The sequence below is a fragment of the Actinotalea soli genome, from assembly GCF_017565425.1.
Taxonomy (GTDB): Bacteria; Actinomycetota; Actinomycetes; order Actinomycetales; family Cellulomonadaceae; genus Actinotalea; species Actinotalea soli.
Genome location: NZ_JAGEMK010000003.1, coordinates 384,673 through 404,903 on the forward strand (window position 1 = coordinate 384,673; position 20,231 = coordinate 404,903).

Below are 20,231 nucleotides of genomic sequence, written 5' to 3' on the forward strand. Positions count from 1 at the left end.
GAGATCGATGACCCACCACTCCCCCGCGTCCCGGCGCCGTCGTGCGCAGCGACGCCGGCGCACCCTTGTGCGGGTGACCCTCGGCACCGCGGTCTTCGGAGGCCTCGTGGCGCTGGCCGGCATCGGCGTCTCGGCGGGCCTGGGCGCCCTGACGGGGGACGCGCAGGAGCCGGTGCGTTGCGCAGCCTCCGCCGAGGGCACCTCGTGGTACCTGGCCACCGACCAGGCCGAGACGGCTGCCCTGCTGACGGCGACGGCCGTGCGGCGCGACCTGCCTGCCCGCGCCGCGACGATCGCGATCGCCACGGGGCTGCAGGAGTCCAAGCTGCGCAACATCGACTACGGGGACCGCGACTCGGTCGGCATCTTCCAGCAGCGCCCGTCCCAGGGCTGGGGCACCGTCGAGCAGATCATGGACCCGGTGTACTCGACGGGGGCCTTCTACGACGGACTCGTGACCGTCGACGGGTACCAGGAGATGGCGGTGACCGAGGCGGCCCAGGCCGTCCAGCGCTCAGGGTTCCCCGACGCGTACGCCCAGCACGAGGTGAGGTCGCGGGCCTGGGCCTCGGCCCTCACCGGGTACTCCCCGGCCGCGCTCACGTGCACGCTGCCCGAGCCCGAGGCCACCGGGGACCCTGACCTCCTCGCGGCTCGCGTCGAGCGCGACTACGCGGGACTGCTCACGACCACCGCCGAGGCGCAGACCGTGAGCATCTCCGTCGCCGGCTCGGCCCTCGAGGTCGCGGTCGACGAGGCGGGGACCGAGAGGCTCGGCTGGGGAGTCGCCCAGTGGTCCGTCGCCCTCGCCGACGCGCACGAGGTCACCGAGGTGTCCTACGGCGACCAGACCTGGAGCCGCGGGACGGCACAGTGGCAGACCGCCGAGGATCCCGTCCCCGCCGGACTGGTGCGCGTGACCCTCGCTGACTGAGGGCCTCGCCCTCAGCGCTGCTCGGCAGCGACGTAGTCGCGGCTGGTGGGACCCGTGTAGATCTGACGGGGGCGGCCGATCTTCGTGGCCGGGTCCTGCATCATCTCTCGCCACTGCGCGATCCACCCGGGCATGCGACCCACGGCGAAGAGCGGTGTGAACATGGAGGTCGAGAAGCCCATGGCCTTGTAGAGCAGCCCCGTGTAGAAGTCCACGTTCGGGTAGAGCTTGCGCTCGATGAAGTACTCGTCGTTGAGGGCGATCTCCTCGAGCCGCATCGCGATGTCGAGCATCTCGTCGCGCTTGCCGAGCTTGGACAGCACCTCGTCGGCGGCCTTCTTGACGATGGCGGCGCGCGGGTCGTAGTTCTTGTAGACGCGGTGGCCGAAGCCCATCAGCCGGACGCCGTCCTCCTTGTTCTTGACCTTGGTCATGAACTCGGTGGCGTCACCGCCGCTGGCCTGGATCTGGGTGAGCATCTGCAGCACGGCCTCGTTGGCCCCGCCGTGCAGCGGGCCGGACAGCGCGTTGATCCCCGCCGAGACGGAGGCGTAGAGGTTGGCGTGGCTCGAGCCGACGATCCGCACGGTCGAGGTCGAGCAGTTCTGCTCGTGGTCCGCGTGCAGCAGCAGCAGGACGTCGAGGGCCTTGACCATCACCGGGTCGACCTCGTACGGGGTGCCGTTGGGCTGGAAGGCCATCCGCAGGAAGTCACCCACGTAGCCCTTGCCGCGGTCCGGCCCGATCATCTCCTGGCCGAGGGCCCGACGATGGGCGTAGGCCGCGATCGTGGGCGCCTTGGCCAGGAGGAGCACCGAGGCGAGCTCGACGGTCTCGGGGTCGAACGGGTCCACGCTCTCGGGGTAGTACCCGGGCAGCGCCGACACGGCGGAGGAGAGCACCGCCATCGGGTGCGCATTCGTCGGGAAGGCACCGATCAGGGCCTTGAAGTTGTCGTGCAGGTGGGTGTGCCGCTCGATCCGCTCGATCCATCCGGAGAGCGCGTCGGAGGACGGGAGCTCTCCGTGGGTCAGCAGGTAGGCCACCTCGAGGAAGGAGGACTGCTCGGCGAGCTGCTCGATCGGGTAGCCGCGGTAGCGGAGGATCCCCGCGTCACCGTCGATGTAGGTGATCTCCGACTCGCACGAGGCGGTGTTCATGAACCCGGGGTCCACGGTGACGAGGCCGGTCTCCTTGAGGAGCGACGAGACGACGATGCCGTCGTTGCCCTCGCTCGCCCGCACGACCGGCAGGTCCAGGGACCGCTCGGCCACAGACAGGGTGACTGCCTGGGTCTGGGACTGCGTCATGCTTCCTCCTTGCAGGACCCAAGCCCGGCGGTCACCTGGCTGGTCCGGTGCGAGCTCGTGGGCGTCGTCGGCCATCGCTGACGGTACCCGTGCGCGGACGCCCCGACCCAATCGAGCCAGGGCGGAACGTCCCATTTCGTCAGTGATCCGTGTCACACCGGAACATCGACTCCATCTCCCGAGGAGCCCACGGATTCGCCAAGGATAGATCAAGACGCGCCCTTGGCAAGGGGGTCTGGGCCACGACGTCCAGGCCACGCACCGATCGGGGTCGCCGGGCTGCCGGGGCTCAGGCGCCGGCGAGCCGTGCCGCTGCCCGGGCGACGGCGTCGTCGGACGCCGTCAGGGCGACACGGACGTGCCGCGCGGCCGCAGGGCCGTAGAAGGCTCCGGGGGCCACGAGGATCCCGAGCTCGGCGAGGTCGGCCACGGTCTGCCAGCAGTCCTGCCCGAGCCCTGGCGCACGGACCCAGAGGTACAGACCGGCCGGTGAGGGGTCCACCTCGAGGCCTGCGGCCTCGAACCCCGCCAGCAGGCTCGCGCGGCGTCGGCGGTAGCGCTCGTGCTGCTCGGCCACGTGCTCGTCGTCGCCCAGTGCCGCGACCATGGCCGCCTGGACCGGCGCAGGCACGATCATGCCGGCGTGCTTGCGCACCTCGAGCAGGCGGCTTACCAGGACCGGGTCACCCGCGACGAAGGCTGCGCGGTAGCCCGCCAGGTTGGACTGCTTGGACAGCGAGTGCACCGCGAGCAGCCCGTCGTGGCTGCCCCGGGCGACCGCGGGGTCGAGCACGCTCGGCACCCCGGTCGAGAGCCAGGGCTCCTCCCAGGGGAGCAGCGCGTAGCACTCGTCGCTCGCGACGACGGCGCCGATCCGCCGGGCAGCCTCGACCACGCGGCGCAGCTCGCCGACGTCGCGCACCTGCCCGTGCGGGTTGCCCGGGGAGTTGAGCCAGACCAGGCGCACGTCCTCGCGGCCTGCCCACACCTCCACGTCGTCGGCGGGCAGGGGGGTCGCGCCCGCGAGCCGGGCCCCCACGTCGTAGGTCGGGTAGGCGATCTCAGGGTGGACGACGACGTCACCGGGCCCGAGGCCGAGGAGGGACGGCAGCAGGGCCACGAGCTCCTTGGAGCCGACGGTCGGCAGGACGGCTGACGGGTCCAGGTCAGGCACGGCCCGGCGGCGGGCGAACCACCCGGCCACGGCCTCACGCAGGGCCGGGGTGCCGTGGGTGGTGGGGTAGCCCGGGGCGTTCGCCGCGGCCGCGAGGGCGTCGCGCACGACCGCAGGGGTCGGGTCGACGGGGGTCCCGACCGAGAGGTCGACGATCCCGTCAGGGTGGGCCCGCGCCCGCTCGGTGACGGGGCCCAGCGAGTCCCACGGGAAGTCGGGCAAGGCCCCTGCGAGCAGTCCCACCCGCTACCCGCCGACGCGTCGGGAGGTTCGGGCGCCGTCCTGCCGCCCGCTCACGCGGTGCCGGCCTGCGGGGGCAGGGCCGCGATGATCGGGTGGTCGCTGTCGATCTCGCCGAGCTTGGCCGCGCCACCGGGCGAACCGAGCACGTCGAAGAACTCGACGTTCGCCTTGTAGTACTCGCTCCACTGCTCGGGGACGTCGTCCTCGTAGTAGATCGCCTCGACGGGGCAGACCGGCTCGCAGGCTCCGCAGTCCACGCACTCGTCAGGCTGGATGTACAGCGAGCGCTTCCCCTCGTAGATGCAGTCGACCGGACACTCCTCGATGCACGCCTTGTCCTTGACGTCCACGCAGGGCTGGGCGATCACGTAGGTCACGAGCGGGTCCCTCCAGGTGCCGAGAGCACGCCATCGGCGTGCGCACCTAGTATCCCTCAGGTGAGCCCGTCCGCGACGCCAGGTCCAGAACCCCGGCGCCGGCCGCCCTGGACGACGTGGGAGGTCGGCCAGCGCGTGGTGGTCAGACGGCGGCTCGCCACGGGCGGCTTCACCGACGTCCTGGGCGATCTGGTGCAGTGCGCACCCGACGCCCTGGTGGTCCGGACCCGCCGGGGTGAGGTCCGGGTCCCGACCGACGAGATCGCCCTGGGCAAGCTGGTCCCGCCTCCTCCCGCGCCCCGGCACCCGCGCGGGACCTGAGGGCTCAGGGGAAGGCCTCGGAGGTCAGCCTTCCTCCTCGGGCGCCGCCTCCCGCGTGCCGGGGGCCGGACCGCAGACGATCGCGTCCTGCGGACGGTAGCTCCACGTGTCCGTCTCCTCGGACTGGAGCTCGCCGTCCAGGAGCAGCCGTCGTCCGACGGTCACGGTGAAGCCTGGGTTGCCGGCCGACTGCGAGATGCAGTCGGGGCGGGTGTTGTAGACGGTCTTGGGCGAGACGACGTTGGAGCGTCCGCTCGTCCAGGACTCGACCTCCCAGTACTCGGTGCTCCAGATCCGCACGTGCAGCTGGCCACCACCGACCCATGACTGCAGGAGCACCCCGTACGGCGTGGTGTTGCGGAACTTCACGTCCAGCACGCCCTCGTGGATGGTCGCCTCGCGCCCCTCGGGGTAGCGGCTGAAGTAGTAGCTGTGCGGCTGGTGCTCGACGTCCTCGAGCCCCGCGAGGAACGAGGCGTTGTAGACGGTCGTGCCCATCTGGGACAGCCCCCCGCCGGTCCCGTCCGTCAGCACGCCGTTGACGACCACGCCCGCCTGGCGGTAGCCCGTCTCCGCGGTGATGGGGCCGATCACGTCGGTCAGGCTGAAGACCTCGTCGGGGCGCACGAGGGTCCCGTTCACGCGCCCGGCGCCGACGGTCAGGTTGTGCGTCCGGTCCGCGTGGGCCGTGAGCGCGGTCGAGAACTCGGAGACCACCTCGACCACGCCGAGCCCTTCGAGCTCGGCGGTCGTGCGGGCCGGGTCCGTCTCGACCAGCTCGACCCGCGCGGTGCGGTCGTCGCCGGTGCCGGCCGCAGCCACGGCCTCGCTCAGCTCGGCAGCGTCCAGGGTGGTCCCGGCCTCCCCCGGGACGACGACGGGTGCGTCCCCCTCGAAGGCGAACCGGGCGTCCGCGGCGTCGGTGAGCAGGTCCGTGGTGCGTGCCAGGACGGCCTCGACGAGGGCCTCACCGTCCATCGCCAGGTCGAGGGTGCCCTCGTTCGGCACGAAGGAGGCAGCGCCCGTCACCACGTCGACCGGGAGCTCGGCACGCTGGTCGTCCACGACGACCGTCACCGGCGCGCCCGCAAGGGGCCGGGCGACCTCCTCGACCACGCGCTCGACCTCCTCCGTGGTGATCGCGGCGGTCGTGGCCTGGGCGGGCAGCTCGACGGGGCGGGCCGCGGTGAGCCACTCCTCGGCCAGGAGCTCTCGGCTCGCCTCCGCGTCGATCGCGCTGCCCTCGGTCGCCCCCGTGCTGACGGGTTGGGCGTCGACGAACGCGACCGTGCCGTCCACGGGCTCGGTCGCGAGGGAGTCGCTGAGCTCGGCGATCGTGGCGTCGAGCGCCTCGTCGTCGATGGTGCTGACGGGGTCGATCTCGGCCCCGCCGAAGATCTGGTGCCACAGGCGGGCAGGCTCCAGGCCGAACCCCGTGACCTGGTCGATCGTCGCCTCCGCGTCGAGGGCGAGCCCGGCGGCCTCAGGGTCGAAGGTCGTGCGCTTCTCGCCGGCGGCGACGGCGATCGGCTCGGTGGTCACGCTGCTCAAGGAGTCGGCGAGGTGGTCGACGGCCGACGCAGCGGTGAGGCCGCCGACGTCGACCCCGGCGACCGTCGAGCCGGGCGGGACGCGGTCCGACCACAACCAGAGCGCGCCGACGTACAGACCACCGAGGACCACCACCACCGCCGAGACGGTCGCGAGGACCCGGGGCCAGCGGCGGGAGCTCTCCTGCTCGGGGAACACGTCCATCGGCGAGGCCGAGGCGTTCCCACCGGCGTGGCCGCCCGACCGCGCGGGGGGCGTGCGGTCCGGACCGGGGGCGGCAGGGGCGGCAGGGCGCTGCTGGGTGGCCGGCGCGGGCTCGGCGCCGAGATCCACCTCGGTCGCGTCATCCGCGTCCGCCTCGCCAGCCGACGAGGCCGGGGCGTTGCGGAAGGAGCGACGGACGGGGGTCTCGGCGGCGGGCTCAGCGGTCGCCTCGGTCTGCGCCACGCCCTCACCGAGGGTGTCGGTGTCGGCGGGTTCGACGGGAGCAGCGCGGACCTCGCGGTCGACAGGGTCGGGGCGAGCAGGGTCAGCAGGGTCAGCAGGGTCAGCAGGGTCAGCAGGGTCAGCGTCGGGCTGACCAGCGAGGTCGGCGACACCTGTCGCCTCCGGCAGGTCCTCGGCCTCGGCGCCCGCCACGGACCCGGCGCTCGTCGCGGACGAGGCGGCCTCCGGGTCGGTCTGAGCAGCCGCGGGCGCCACGGGCTCGCCCTCCTCGACAGGCCCGGGAGCATCCGCAGGCTCCTCCGAGCCGGTCACGTCAGCAGTCGCGGGCGACTCGGACGTCTCGGCCCGCTCGGTAGCCTCGGCCGGCTCCACGGGGCCGTCGTCAGCAGGCTCGTTCGCGTCGGCGGCCTGCTGCTCCTCGGAGGCTCCGTCCGGCTCGTCCGGCTCGTCGGACTCAGCCGGCTCGGAGGCTCCGGCCGGCTCGACGGACTCGGCCGGCTCGTCCGGCTCGTCGGACTCAGCCGGCTCGGACGCTTCGGTGGCCTCCGGCGTGACGGCGGACTCCGCGGGGTCGGCGGCTGCGGCAGGCCCGCTCGGCTCAGCGGCTTCGGCAGCCTCGGACGCGTCTCCCTGCGTGGGGTCGACGGCGTCGTCGGGCTGTCGTCCCTGGGTCATCGGTGGTGCTCTCCCCTGCGGCGGTGACGGGCGCGTTCTCGCCCGGCGCGAGTCTACGTCCCTTCCGGGCGCATCTCCGGGACGTGCCGACAAGCCCGCCTGGGGGCAGGCACGTCAGGGCTGCGCCCCCTGGCTCACGGGGTCTGCGCTGAACCAGCGCCGAGGCAGCACCGCGGCGAGACCGGCCGCGAGGGCGCCCCCGTACCAGATGACGCCGATCGGTTCGAGGGCCACGAGGACGTCACCTCCGGGGCCCTGGCCTGCGAGGACGCTGACCGTGGTGAAGACGCCCAGGGCGATGACCAGGATCCCGACCCCACCGACCCAGGCCCGGGCGAGAACCCCGGCCGCGGCGACGGTGACGAGGGCGAGGACCAGGCCCCAGGGCGTCTCGGCCCGGTGCACCCCGGTACCGACGACTCCGACCACGACCCCGACGAGGAGCAGGGCGAGGTAGCGGCCGATCTGCCGTCCCGAGATGAGGTCCACGCGGTCAGGCTACCCGCGGGCGGACGCCCTCCGGCCACCCCGTCGGCGCCGGACCGGGCCCGGCCGCCACGCGATAGGTCTCGGTCGTCAGGACGGGCTGGAGCATGGCGTTGCTGAGTGCGAAGCGCGCCAGGTGCGTGCTGCGAGGGGTCGCGCTGACGGCCTGGACCTGGGTCGCGTGGCTTCGCATCGCGGAGAGCACCCGGTCGAGCACGGGGGCGACCTCCACCTCGACGTCGACCTCGACCGAGGGGACAGCCGCCGAGGGCATCGGACCGGCCGGATCTGGCAGGGCCAACCCCTCGGGGGTCGCCTCCTCGGCGAGGGTGTCGTACGCGGCACGCAGGTGCTCGAGGTCCAGCACGGACCACAGCACCGTCGGGGCGACGGCCAGATGAGGGGTCGCGAGCTCGACCGCGCGGGTCATCACGTGGTGGGCGTGGACGTGGTCCGGGTGGCCGTACCCGCCGCCGGGCTCGTAGCCGACGACGACCGTCGGCTCCTGCCTCCTGATCAGGCCCGCCAGGCCGGCTGCTGCGACGTCCACCGCGACCCCGACGAAGGCGTCCTCGGGCAGGTCTGCGACCGCGGTCGCCTGCCCGGTCCCGAGCCACGCCATCCCCGAGTCGGCGTAGCGGACCTGACCGACCGCCCCGCCGCCCGGGGCGACGAGCTCGTCGAGGAAGGCGTGAGCCTGGACCCCCAGCGCGGCCAGCGCACCCGCGAGCTCGACCTCGCGGTGGTCTGCGAGGGCCCGACCGTTCCCCTCGAGGGCCGCGCGCTCAGGCCCGATGACCTCTCCCTGCTCGCCCCGCGTGCAGGTCACGACGGTCGTCGGCAGTCCGGCCGCCGACCACGTCGCGAGCAGGGCACCGGTCGCGAGGGTCTCGTCGTCCGGGTGCGCATGGACCGCGAGCAGCCCCCCGGTCACTCCTCGGTGCCCGCGGTCGGACGCCGTCGCCGCAGCCGCATCCGGGACGAGGACGCGCCCCGTCCGGAGGGGTCAGGGGTCCGGTCGGCGGGGGCACCCTCACCGTCCTGACGGTCCAGCATCGTCGACACGTGCTCGGTGACGTGCTCGGTCACGTGCGCGGTGAGTCTCGCCCGGAGCTCACGCCGCTGAGCCCGGAGGAAGTCCTGGTGCTCCCGGTGCAGAGCCTTCGAGATGGCCACAGCCATGGCGATCATCACGAAGGAGAACGGCAGAGCGATGAGGATGGCTGCGGTCTGCAGGGCGAGCAGACCACCGGCCAGCAGCAGGGCGATCGCGAGGAGGCCCTCGAGCACCGACCAGGTCACCCGGATACCGGTGCGCGGGGCAGGGTTGCCCCCGGTCGAGAGCATCGCCACCACGAGCGAGCCCGAGTCGCTCGAGGTGATGAAGAAGAGGCTCACCAGGACGATGGCCACGACGGAGAGGAACGGCCCCCAGGGCAGGCCGCCCAGCACGTCGAACAGGGCGTTCTCGGGGACGATCGACCCGTCGGCGGGGACCAGCCCGCCCTCGCCGAAGAGCTCGCGGTAGATCGCGCTTCCGCCCAGCACCGAGAACCACAGGAAGGTGATCAGGGTCGGGACGAGCAGCACGCCCCCGACGAACTCCCTCACGGTGCGTCCGCGCGAGATCCGCGCGATGAAGACGCCGACGAACGGCGCCCACGACATCCACCAGCCCCAGTAGAAGGTCGTCCACGCCGCCTGCCACGCCTCGCCGTCGGCTCCTGAGAAGGCGCTCACGTTGAAGGTCATCGGGAGGACGTTGGCGAGGTAGACGCCGAGGGACTGGACGAACTCCCGGAGCAGGAAGAGGGTGGGCCCGAGGACGAGCAGGGCGACGAGCAGCAGCCCGGCGAGACTGACGTTGATGTTCGAGAGCCACTTGAGGCCCCGGTCGAGCCCCGAGACCACCGAGGCCGTCGCGAGGATCGTGATCACCACGATGATGCCGACCTGGACGGTGGAGCTCGACTCGATCAGCCCGATGTGCTCGAGACCTGCCGCGATCTGCAGCACGCCCAGACCCAGCGACGTCGCGACGCCGAAGACCGTCCCGACCACCGCGGCGACGTCGACGGCGTCACCGATCTTGCCCTCGACCCGCCGGCCGAGGAGGGGCTCGAGGGCCCACCGGATCGACACCGGACGCTTCTTCCGGTGGATCGCGTAGGCGAGCGCCAGCCCGACGACGACGTAGATCGCCCAGGCGTGGACCCCCCAGTGCAGGTAGGTCTGCGCCATCGCGGTCTCGGCGATGCGCTCGGGCGGCCCGGTGACTCCCGGCTTGGGTGAGGTGAAGTGCATGAGCGGCTCGGCCACGCCGTAGAAGACCAGTCCGATGCCCATGCCGGCGGCGAAGAGCATCGCGAACCACGCGCCCAGGGCGAACTCGGGGCGGTCGTCGTCATCCCCGAGGGTGATGTCACCCCAGCGGCCGAGACCCACCCACAGCGCGAAGGCCACGAACGCCGCGACGAGCAGCACGTAGTACCAGCCGAACGCCCCGATGACGTTGGACTGGATGGCTCCGATCGCCTCCTCGGTCTGCGCCGGGAACAGGATCGCGACGGCGGAGACGAGGAGGACGATCGACAGCGCTGGCCAGAACACCTGGCGCCGCACGCCCCCGCGGCCTCGGCCGTACCGCGGGGCCGGCGCAGGCTGCGGGACGGGGGCCTCGGGGCCGGTGGTGCTGGTGCTGGTCATGGTCACTCCAGGTGCCGTCGCGGTTCTGGACGGCCCCTACAGTGGCAGAGGTCGTCGTCGGGCGCCCGACCTCAGGCGCGCTTGGCCCGCGAGGCGCTCCGGGCGCGGTCGTTCTGGTCGAGGATGACCTTGCGGATCCGCACGAACTCGGGGGTGACCTCGACGCACTCGTCCTCGCGGGCGAACTCGAGGGACTCCTCGAGGGTCAGCTTGCGCGGCGGGGTGAGGTTCTCGAACGTGTCGCTCGAGGCGGCACGCATGTTCGTGAGCTTCTTCTCCTTGGTGATGTTCACGTCCATGTCGTCGGCGCGCGCGTTCTCGCCGACGATCATGCCCTCGTAGACCTCCTGCGTCGGGTCCACGAAGAACGTCCCGCGGTCCTGCAGGTTGATCATGGCGAAGGGCGTGACCTTGCCCGCACGGTCGGCCACCAGCGAGCCGTTGTTGCGCGTCTCGATGGCCCCCTGCCACGGCTCGTAGCCGTGGGCGATCGACGAGGCGATGCCGGTCCCGCGGGTGTCCGTGAGGAACTGGGTGCGGAACCCGATCAGGCCGCGGGCGGGGACCACGAACTCCATGCGGACCCAGCCGGTGCCGTGGTTCGCCATGGTCTCCATGCGACCCTTGCGCTGGGCGAGGAGCTGGGTGACCGAGCCGAGGTACTCCTCGGGCACGTCGATGGTCATGTGCTCCATCGGCTCGTGCACCTTGCCGTCGATCGACCGGGTGACGACCTGGGGCTTGCCGACGGTCAGCTCGAAGCCCTCACGGCGCATCTGCTCGACGAGGATCGCCAGCGCGAGCTCTCCACGGCCCTGGACCTCCCAGGCGTCGGGACGCTCGGTGGGCAGCACCTTGAGCGAGACGTTGCCGATTAGCTCGGAGTCGAGGCGGTCCTTCACCTGGCGCGCGGTGACCTTGTGGCCCTTGCCGCCCTTGCCCGCGAGGGGTGAGGTGTTGATGCCGATGGTCATCGAGATGGCCGGGTCGTCGACGGTGATCAGCGGCAGGGGCCGCGGGTCGTCGATGTCGGTCAGCGTCTCACCGATGGTGATGTCGGCGATGCCCGCGACGGCGACGATGTCGCCGGGTCCGGCGGAGTCGGTGGGGACGCGCTCGAGGGCCTTGGTCTCGAGCAGCTCGGTGATCTTGACGCTGGTGATCGAGCCGTCCGACCGGGCCCAGGCGACCTGCTGACCCTTGCGCAACGTCCCGTTGAACACGCGCAGCAGGGCCAGGCGGCCGAGGAAGGGCGAGGCGTCCAGGTTGGTGACGTGGGCCTGGAGCGGGGCGCCCTCGGTGTAGGTCGGGGCCGGGATCTTGTCCAGGATCATCTGGAAGAGCGGCTCGAGGTTCTCCGAATCCGGCAGACCGCCGTCGGCCGGCTGGGTGAGGGAGGCGCGCCCCGCGCGGGCCGCGGCGTAGACCACGGGGACGTCGAGGATCGCGTCGAGGTCGAGGTCCGGCACGTCCTCGTGGAGGTCGCTCGCGAGGCCGAGCAGGAGGTCGGTCGACTCGTGGACGACCTCCTCGATCCGCGAGTCGGGACGGTCGACCTTGTTGACCAGGAGGATCACGGGCAGCTTGGCCGCCAGGGCCTTGCGCAGCACGAAGCGGGTCTGCGGCAGGGGGCCCTCGCTCGCGTCCACGAGCAGCACCACGCCGTCGACCATGGACAGGCCCCGCTCGACCTCTCCGCCGAAGTCGGCGTGGCCCGGGGTGTCGATGACGTTGATGGTGATGCCGTCGGGCTCCCCCGCGGCAGCAGCGGCGGGTCCGCGGTACCGGATCGCCGTGTTCTTGGCGAGGATCGTGATGCCCTTCTCACGCTCCAGGTCCCCCGAGTCCATCGCACGCTCGTCGATGTGGGCGTGGGAGCCGAAGCTGCCCGACTGCCACAGCATGGCGTCGACGAGGGTGGTCTTGCCGTGGTCGACGTGGGCGACGATCGCGACGTTGCGCAGGTCGGAGCGCACAGGCATGGGAGTACTCATCTCAGAAGACGGGGAGCGCGCCGGACATGGGGCGCCAGTCGATTTTACACGCCGACGCCCCGGTCACCGCGCAGGACGACGGACGGCCCCTGGCCGGGAGGGTCAGGGGCCGTCCGTCTGCCGGGGTGGCGGGTCCTCAGACGCCGCCTCCCGTCGCGCCCTGCTGCCCGGTGCCGCGCTGCTGCACGTCGGTCGTCATCCGGTTCTCGGCCTGCTCGATCTCGGAACGGTCCGCAGGGTGACCCGTCGAGGTGTGCACCCCGATACGGACCAGCTCCTCCTCGAGCAGGCGGTCGCGCTCCTCGCGGCGGATCTTCTGCTCGGCCGGGTCGGGGACCGGCACGGCCGAGAGCAGCCGGCGGGTGTAGTCCTGCTGCGGGTTCCGCAGGATCTGGTCCCGCGGCCCCTGCTCGACGAGCTTGCCCTTGTGCATCACCGCGATCCTGCTCGAGAGGATCTCGACGACCGCGAGGTCGTGGCTGATGAAGAGGCAGGCGAAGCCGTGCTCGTGCTGCAGCTCCTGGAAGAGGTCGAGCACCCGGGCCTGGACGGAGACGTCGAGGGCCGAGGTGGGCTCGTCGGCGACGAGCAGCCGCGGGCTCAGCGCGAGGGCGCGGGCGATGCCCACACGCTGACGCTGACCACCCGAGAGCTCGTGCGGGTACCGGTTGCGCATGGTGCGGGACAGGTGGACCTGGTCCAGGAGCTCCTCGACGCGACGGTCGAGCTCGCCCCCCGCAGCCACCTTGTGCAGCTTGAGGGGCTCGCCGATCGACTCACCGATCGGCAGCCGGGGGTTGAGCGAGGACCCGGGATCCTGGAAGACGATCGAGACGTGGTTGCGCACCTCGCGCAGGTCCTTGCTCGAGATGCCCGCCATCTCCTGGCCACCGATGCGCAGGGACCCACCCGCGACGGGCAGCAGCCCGACGGCGGCCCGTCCGACCGTGGTCTTGCCCGATCCGGACTCCCCGACGAGGCCGACGACCTCGCCACGGGCGATCGTGAGGTCGATCTCGTCGACCGCACGGAAGGCCGGGGTGCGGCCACGGCTGGGGTACTCGATGACCATCTTCTCGGCGACGAAGGCGGCAGCCGTCTCGCCGTCGGTCGTCGAGGGGGTGGCGACCGGTGCCGTCGTCGTGCTGCTGGCGCGGGTCTCCTCCCCCGAGGTTCCGCCCTCGATCCCGCGGCCCAGGTGGGGCACGGCCTCGAGGAGCTGGCGGGTGTACGGGTCCTGCGGACGGTTGAAGATGTCGTCGGCGAGCCCGGACTCGACGATCCGTCCGTTCTTCATGACGATCACGCGGTCCGCGAGGTCGGCGACCACGCCCATGTCGTGGGTGATGAGGATGATGCCCGAGTCGATGCGGGTCCGCAGGTCCCGCATGAGCTTGAGGATCTCCGCCTGGACCGTGACGTCGAGGGCCGTGGTGGGCTCGTCGGCGATCAGCAGCTTGGGGTCGCAGGCCAGGGCCTGGGCGATCATCGCGCGCTGGCGCTGCCCGCCCGAGAGCTGGTGCGGGTACTTGTCCACCGACTTGGCCGGCTGCGGGATGTCGACGAGGGTGAGCAGCTCGATGGCGCGCGCGCGGGCCGCCTTGGGCCCGAGGTCGAAGTGGGTCCGCAGGGTCTCGATGATCTGGAAGCCGACCGTGTACACGGGGTTCAGGGCCGTCATCGGCTCCTGGAAGATGACCGAGACGTCCTTGCCGCGCACGCGCGAGAGCTGCTTGTGCGGCAGGCCGAGCAGCTCCCGCCCCGCGAGCTTCGCGCTGCCCGTGGCCCGTCCGTTGCGGGGCAGGAGCCCGATGAGGGACATCGAGGACTGGGTCTTGCCCGAGCCCGACTCGCCGACGATCGCGAGGACCTCACCAGGGTGGACGTCGTAGCTGACGTCGACAGCAGCGGGGAACCACTCGCCCTCGACGTAGAAGTCGACCCCGAGGTCGCGGACCTCGAGGATCGGCGTCTGGTCGGTGGTGGGGGTGTCAGTAGCCACGGTGAGGCCCTGTCCTTTCACGACGGCGCGCGGTCCGGGTACGGAGGCGCGCGTGGGGGCACGGGAGGCGGTCGGTCGGGACGGACCCGCCTGCTGGATCTGGGACGATGACCGGGTGGAGTCGCAGACGGTCGAGTTCAGAGCACGGAGCGGACGCATCCTGACCGTCGCGGTCGGCGTGCTGTGCGGCGTGGCCTTCGTGGCCACCACGATCGAGGACCCGGTGGTCGGCCTGCGGTACCTGCCGGCACTGCTCGTCCCGGCCGTCCTGGTGTGGACGATCCTGGGACGCCCGGCAGTCCTGGTCGACGACAGCGGCGTCGAGCTGCGCAACGTCCTGCGCACGGTGCACCTGCCCTGGCCGGCGATCCTGCGGATCGACACCAAGTACGCGCTGACCCTCGAGACGGCCTATGGCACCTACTCCGCGTGGGCCGCCCCCGCACCGGGACGCATGCAGGCCCTCGGCGCCGGCCCGGAGGACCTCGCGCACCTGCCCGAGTCCACGTACGGCGCAGGTGGCGTGCGTCCTGGTGACCTGATCACCTCGCCCTCCGGCCAGGCGGCGGCCCACGTGCGCCGCCGCTGGGAGGAGCTTCGTGACGCCGGGCACCTCGACGACCCCAGGCTCGAGGCAGCACGTCCCGGGGTGCGGTGGCACGTCGTGCCCGCCCTGGCCGTGGGCCTGCTCTCGGCCCTGGCCCTCGTCGCCGTTCGCCTCTGACGGGCTGGCCACCGGGCTCAGCCCTTGGCCATCTTGCGCTGGCTGGGGATCTTCCGCTGGCGCGGGTCGAAGGCGTCCCGCAGCCCGTCACCGATGAAGTTCACGCACAGCGCGATCAGCACGATGAACAGCCCGGGCCACCAGAACAGCCACGGCCGGGTCGCGAAGGCGGTCTGGTACTGGTTGATGAGGTTGCCCAGGGACACGTCCGGGGACGTGATGCCGAAGCCCAGGTAGCTGAGGGCGGTCTCGAGGAGGATGGCCGAGGCCATGAGGAGCGTGGCGTTGACGATGATCACGCCCACCGCGTTGGGCAGCATGTGCTTGAACATGATCCGTCCGCTGCTCGCCCCCGCCACGCGGGCCGCGTCGACGAACTCGCGCTCGCGCAGCGAGAGGAACTCGCCACGCACCAGACGCGCCATGGAGGTCCAGGTGACGAAGCTGAGTGCCAGCGCCAGGGTGATCGGGCTCGCGCCCCCGACGAGGACACCGAGGATCGCTCCGATCATGATGATCGGGATCGTGATGATCATGTCGGTGAACCGCATGAGCAGGTTGTCGAGGCGACCGCGGAAGTAGCCCGCGAGGGCCCCCATCACGATGCCGATGGTGCTCGCGACCAGGCCGATGATCGTCATGACCAGCAGAGACTGCTGGGTGCCACGCATCACCAGCGCGAAGACGTCCTTGCCGATGTTGTCCTGGCCGAACGGGTGGTCACCGATCGAGATGCCGCCGTCGAAGGACATGGTCGGAGCGCCGCCGGCGTTCACGATCGGGAGGTTCTCGCGGTAGTTGAACTGCCACCAGCCGGGGATGGGCCCCCAGCCGATCGAGGTCGTCGCGAGCAGGACGATCCCGGTCAGCACCACGGCTGCGGTCATCGCTCCGCGGTGGCGGAGGAAGCGGCGCAGGACGATGCGCCCCTGGGAGAGGCCCTCGACCTCCTTGAGCTCGATCGCGTTCTCGACGTTCTCGGCCGGGTCGGCGTGCCCGCCGGGCTGCGGGTTCGTGGGCGTGGGGGTACTCATGCGTTCACCCGGATCCTGGGGTCGAGGGCTGCGTAGACGAAGTCGACGACGATGTTCGCGAGGACCAGGAGGGTCCCGACGACGATGAAGTAGCCCATCACCGGGTCGACGTCGTGGCGGTTCATGCCCTGGATGAAGAGGGTGCCCATGCCGGTCCAGCCGAAGATCCGCTCGGTGATGATCGCCCCGCCGAAGAGGTTGGCGATGTCGAGGGGCACGATCGTCGCGAGCGGGATGAGCGCGTTGCGGAAGGCGTGCCGGACCGTCACCACCCGCTCCGAGAGGCCCTTGGCCCGCGCGGTGCGGATGTAGTCCTGGTTCATCACCTCGAGGAGGCTCGCCCGCGAGTACCGCGTGTAGGAGGCGAAGGAGATGAGGATCAGCGCGATCGTCGGCAGGATCAGGTGCGTGTAGGTGTCGAGGGTCTCGACCCAGAAGTCACCGGTCAGGCCAGGGGTCTGCGACCCGATCGTGGCGATCGGTCGTCCGGCGATCCTGCTCGAGTTGCTGTAGACCTCCCACACGCCCATCAGACGGTCCACGAAGATGAGGATGGCGACGAAGACCGCGGTGATCGCCGCCGCGCGCATCGACTGCCCGCGGTCCGGCCCACCGAAGAGCCACCCGATGACGACGCCCGAGAGCACCGTGAGCAGACCGAAGCCGACGATCATCAGCGCGCTGGCGTTCACGAAGGCGAACTGGAGCGGGTAGTAGAGAGCGAGACCGAGTCCGACGGCGGTGAGCGCGGAGTAGAGGGCCTTGCGGTTGCGCAGGCCGGCCGCGATCGCCGTGACCCCGAAGGCGATGGCCGCACCCAGGATGCCGATCACGACGGGCCCGAGGCTCGGGTCCAGCAGCCAGCCCGTGGTCGTGATGAAGGTCAGCATGGCCGCGGTCGCAGCGCCGGCGATGACGAAGGTCGTGGCGCGACGTCGCGCGTTCCCTCCGACGATCGCCTGCCACACCAGACCGCCGAGGAGCGATATCCCTGCGATCACCGGCGGAGATATCCGTGGGTCGGCGAGGAAGTCGTTGAACCCGATCGCGCCCCAGAGCTTGAGCAGCACCGCGACCCAGAAGGAGGGCAGCGAGTACAGCACGAAGGACATGAAGGTCACGCCGTAGTCGAAGCCCGTGTACTGGCGGAGCGCCGAGGCGATGCCGACCGTGACACCGAGGGCGAGAGCCACGACGACCGACATCCCGATGAGGGTGACCGTCTGGGGGATCGCCGAGGACAGCATCGTGACGACCGGCTGGTTCGTCACCCAGCTGCTGCCCAGGTCGCACTGTCCGACGAGGCAACCGGCAGCTCCACCGAGCCACGAGAGGTACCGCACGGGGGCGGGGGTGTCGAGGTTCAGCAGGTCGATCCGCTGCTGGATGAGCTGGTCGCGGTTGGGCGCCGAGCTCGCGTAGAGCTCCTCGAGCGGGTCGAGGGAGTACGCGAGGAGCATGTAGACGATGAAGGTGGCTCCGAGGAGCACGATCGCCGAGGACAGGAGGCGCCTGCCGATGAAGGCGAGCATCGGCCCGCTCGCTCGGAGACGGGCGCGTGGGCCGGTGGCGGAGACCGGAGCGGCAGAGACCGCTTCGTCACCGCTCGCGCGGCTCGACACTGAGGTTGCCATGGGGTGCTGGACCTCGCTGGACGTGGGTCATGGTCGGCGTGAGTCTACGCGGACCGTCGGAAGGGAAGTTCACCCGGGGTTCTCCTGGGGACCTCCACCCGGTCGGCGACTGGCGCCACCAGGCAGCCCGAGGGGCGGGGGCCCGTCTCGGGTGAGCGGAGGCGTCGACGGACCGCCCTCACGCTCGGTGGGGTACCGCGGCGGACCGCGGTACCCCACCGGTCATGCACTCAGTGGTTCAGCAGGGCTGAACCGTGGTCACTCGGTCTCGGCGTCAGCGCCGGGGGCCTCGATCGAGTCCTCCGCGCTGATGTCCCACTCCCAGTAGTTCCAGAAGATGGTCGGCGAGAGCGGGATGGTCGAGGTGCCACCCAGCACGTCACGCCAGGCCATCACGCCCGGGTGCTGGAAGATCGGCACCGAGAAGCCGGCCTCGTTGAGCTCGGTCTCGATCTGGATGAGCAGCTCGGTCTCGACCTCGGGGTCGGTGTTGGTCGAGAGCTCGTCCCAGTAGGCGTCCATCGTCTCGCTCGAGAAGCCACCGAAGTTGTTGTTGCCGTCGGTGATGAAGTTCGCCTGGCCGTTGAGCGCGAAGGTGCTCGTGGACTGCCAGCCGAACAGCGAGGCGTCGTACGTGTTGGACTGCGCCAGGCGCGGGCCCCAGTCGACGTCACCCTCGTCGATCACGTTGAAGCCGACCTCGGAGGCCGAGTTCGAGATGAGCTCGTACTGGTTCTCGCGACGGACGTTGCCCTCGCCGTAGAGGAAGCGCACGTCGATCGGGGTCTCGACCCCGGCCTCGGCGAGTAGGTCGGCGGCCGCGTCCCGGTTGGCCTGGTCGTCCTCCGAGAAGAGGTCAGAGCCGTTGCTGGAGACGACCTCCTCGTAGTTCGGGGCGTCCGGGACGAGGTTGTGCGAGTTGCGCAGCACGGCGTCCGGCTGGATCGGCTGGATCAGCTTCTCCATGATCTCGGTGCGCGGCACCGAGAGGAGGAAGGCCTGACGCACGAGGCGAGCGGTCTCCTCGTCACCACCGTAGGTGGCGGGGTCGAACGGGCCACCGTTGTTGAAGACGACGTCGACGTGCTCGTAGGTGCCCTCGGACGTGCCCTCGAACTCGACGCCGTCCATGCCCTCGAGGGTCGCGACCAGGTCGACCGAGGCCTGCGGGGAGATCAGGTCGACCTCACCGTTCTGCAGCGCGGTGGCCGAGGCCAGCGGGTCCTCGTTGTAGCGGACCGTGATCGCCTCGACCTGCGGGGTCGGGCCCCACTCGTAGTCGTCGCGCGCGGTGACCGTGAGGTACTGGCCCTCGACGAAGTCGGTCATGACGTAGGCGCCAGAGGAGAGGTAGAGACGCTCGTCGTCGGGCAGCGAGGTGAAGTCGAAGCCGGTGTTCCACGCCGCCGAGATGGCCGACAGGTCCTCGGTGACGTCGTTCGCGAACGCGTCGTACAGGCGCTCCTTGGCCTCCTGGGCGTCCTCGACCTCGAGGGCGACGCCGACGAGGGCGTGCGCCGCGACGGGAGAGGGCTGGATCGAGACCTCCCAGTCGGAGCGGGGCTCGTCGTACTCGAAGGTGACCGTGCGCCCGTCGTCACTGATCTCGGGCATGCCCGAGATCAGGTTGGCCGCCGGGGTGGTCGAGCTGAAGTAGACGCCTGCGTCGATCGCGTCCTGGTTGGTGATCTCGCCGGTCTCGGGGTCGTACTCGGGCGCGACGTTGTCCCAGCGGTCGTTGTTGGCAGCCCAGTAGAGGAACACGTCGTAGGCGTCGACAGGCGCGCCGTCCGACCACGTGACGCCCTCGTTCACGGTGTACGACACCGTGAAGGGGTCCTCCGAGGTGACCTCGTACGAGCCGAAGTCCTCGTTCTGGGCGACGTTGAGGTCGCCGTCGTAGTAGTTGAACTGAGCGTTCGTCAAATACAGGATGTTCGCGTTGGCCGTCGCGTTGCCGGTGTCCGTGAGGTTGTTCTGCGAGTAGAACGACTGGTTCCAGCCGATGCTGACCGAGGTGTCCTCCTCGATCTCGCTCCCCTCGGGGGTCGAGCACGCACTCAGTACGAGCGCACCCGTCGCGACGATGGCGCCTGCGGCGCCGATTCGCCTGATCTTCACTGTTCCTCCTGACAAGGATGCGGTAGGGCCGCGCACGACCTGTGTCTTCGAACCGCGAGGGGTGCGAGGAGCACGGGCCACCCGTGTCCACCATGGATGACCGTGACCATACAACCGCCGAATGAGGCTCCCGGGACACGTCACGAGCCGGAAGTCCGATCGTTACGCATTCGATACTGGCCAGTAGGTCTCACATCGTGGAACGCGACGCTGGCCGCCCTCGCAAGGAAGCCGTCGGGCAACCCTGCTTCGGCGACGGTTTCTAGCGCGAGACGGACCCACGGGCAACGAATCGGTGGCACAGCCCGGCCTCCCCGGTCCCTAGCACGTCACGACTCGAGATGTCGGTGGGTGAGACCCCTCAGGGCGCCGAGGCCTCACCGGACGACACCCGCTGCACCGACCGGTACACGTCCGAAACATCGCGCAGCACCCTCAGCCCGGACGGCCCCGCCTAGCCTGCCGCCCGGACGCCCGGGAGCCTTCCCTGCGCGACGT

General features: G+C 70.9%; 15 protein-coding genes. 3 read left to right on the forward strand and 12 right to left on the reverse strand.

Going from position 1 to position 20,231, the window contains the following annotated elements:
* Positions 1-7 precede the first annotated feature (7 nt).
* Positions 8-934: a hypothetical protein gene (locus tag J4G33_RS08810; protein ID WP_208055548.1), complete on the forward strand. Its 927-nt coding sequence runs from the start codon at positions 8-10 to the stop codon at positions 932-934.
* A gap of 11 nt (positions 935-945) precedes the next feature.
* Here the strand turns inward: J4G33_RS08810 and J4G33_RS08815 are convergent, their stop codons facing one another.
* The 3 genes from J4G33_RS08815 to fdxA all read right to left on the reverse strand — a co-directional run bounded on the left by J4G33_RS08815 (position 946) and on the right by fdxA (position 4,038).
* Entirely contained in the window at positions 946-2,244 is a 1,299-nt protein-coding gene (locus tag J4G33_RS08815) for a citrate synthase (protein ID WP_208055549.1), read from the reverse strand.
* Between the two features lie 289 nt (positions 2,245-2,533).
* Positions 2,534-3,661, reverse strand: a complete 1,128-nt coding sequence (dapC, locus tag J4G33_RS08820; protein ID WP_208055550.1) for a succinyldiaminopimelate transaminase — start codon at positions 3,659-3,661, stop codon at positions 2,534-2,536.
* Positions 3,662-3,711: 50 nt separating this feature from the next.
* Positions 3,712-4,038, reverse strand: coding sequence for a ferredoxin (gene fdxA / locus J4G33_RS08825; protein ID WP_208055551.1), 327 nt, complete (start codon positions 4,036-4,038; stop codon positions 3,712-3,714).
* A gap of 60 nt (positions 4,039-4,098) precedes the next feature.
* On the opposite strand from fdxA, the gene J4G33_RS08830 reads away from it, so the two are divergent.
* Entirely contained in the window at positions 4,099-4,359 is a 261-nt protein-coding gene (locus J4G33_RS08830) for a putative acetyltransferase (protein ID WP_208055552.1), read from the forward strand.
* A 24-nt stretch (positions 4,360-4,383) separates the two neighbouring features.
* Here the strand turns inward: J4G33_RS08830 and J4G33_RS08835 are convergent, their stop codons facing one another.
* The 6 genes from J4G33_RS08835 to J4G33_RS08860 all read right to left on the reverse strand — a co-directional run bounded on the left by J4G33_RS08835 (position 4,384) and on the right by J4G33_RS08860 (position 14,379).
* Positions 4,384-7,032, reverse strand: coding sequence for a VanW family protein (locus J4G33_RS08835; protein ID WP_208055553.1), 2,649 nt, complete (start codon positions 7,030-7,032; stop codon positions 4,384-4,386).
* 114 nt (positions 7,033-7,146) lie between these two features.
* Positions 7,147-7,521 carry a hypothetical protein gene (locus J4G33_RS08840; RefSeq protein WP_208055554.1) on the reverse strand — a complete coding sequence of 125 codons (375 nt, stop codon included), beginning with the start codon at positions 7,519-7,521 and terminating at the stop codon, positions 7,147-7,149.
* 4 nt (positions 7,522-7,525) lie between these two features.
* Positions 7,526-8,452, reverse strand: a complete 927-nt coding sequence (locus J4G33_RS08845) for a PIG-L family deacetylase (RefSeq protein ID WP_208055555.1) — start codon at positions 8,450-8,452, stop codon at positions 7,526-7,528.
* Positions 8,449-10,224 (reverse strand): BCCT family transporter, encoded by a 1,776-nt coding sequence (locus tag J4G33_RS08850; RefSeq protein ID WP_208055556.1) that lies wholly within the window; start codon positions 10,222-10,224, stop codon positions 8,449-8,451. The genes J4G33_RS08845 and J4G33_RS08850 overlap by 4 nt, the downstream gene beginning before the upstream one ends.
* A 71-nt stretch (positions 10,225-10,295) precedes the next feature.
* Entirely contained in the window at positions 10,296-12,206 is a 1,911-nt protein-coding gene (typA, locus tag J4G33_RS08855) for a translational GTPase TypA (protein WP_208055557.1), read from the reverse strand.
* Positions 12,207-12,354: 148 nt separating this feature from the next.
* Positions 12,355-14,379, reverse strand: a complete 2,025-nt coding sequence (locus J4G33_RS08860) for an ABC transporter ATP-binding protein (RefSeq protein ID WP_243758783.1) — start codon at positions 14,377-14,379, stop codon at positions 12,355-12,357.
* Between J4G33_RS08860 and J4G33_RS08865 the strand changes: the two genes are divergently transcribed.
* The gene (locus J4G33_RS08865; RefSeq protein ID WP_307793824.1) at positions 14,336-14,944 is read left to right on the forward strand and encodes a PH domain-containing protein; all 609 of its coding nucleotides are present in this window, start codon (positions 14,336-14,338) and stop codon (positions 14,942-14,944) included. The two genes, J4G33_RS08860 and J4G33_RS08865, sit on opposite strands and share 44 nt — an antisense overlap.
* 17 nt (positions 14,945-14,961) lie before the next feature.
* Here J4G33_RS08865 and J4G33_RS08870 read toward each other — a convergent pair whose 3' ends face one another.
* The 3 genes from J4G33_RS08870 to J4G33_RS08880 form a co-directional block, all read right to left on the reverse strand.
* A complete protein-coding gene (locus tag J4G33_RS08870) occupies positions 14,962-15,978 on the reverse strand; it encodes an ABC transporter permease (protein WP_208055559.1) in 1,017 nt (338 codons plus the stop codon).
* Positions 15,975-17,510, reverse strand: a complete 1,536-nt coding sequence (locus J4G33_RS08875; RefSeq protein WP_208055560.1) for an ABC transporter permease — start codon at positions 17,508-17,510, stop codon at positions 15,975-15,977. The genes J4G33_RS08870 and J4G33_RS08875 overlap by 4 nt, the downstream gene beginning before the upstream one ends.
* 360 nt (positions 17,511-17,870) lie before the next feature.
* Positions 17,871-19,733 carry an ABC transporter substrate-binding protein gene (locus J4G33_RS08880; RefSeq protein ID WP_208055561.1) on the reverse strand — a complete coding sequence of 621 codons (1,863 nt, stop codon included), beginning with the start codon at positions 19,731-19,733 and terminating at the stop codon, positions 17,871-17,873.
* Positions 19,734-20,231 lie beyond the last annotated feature (498 nt).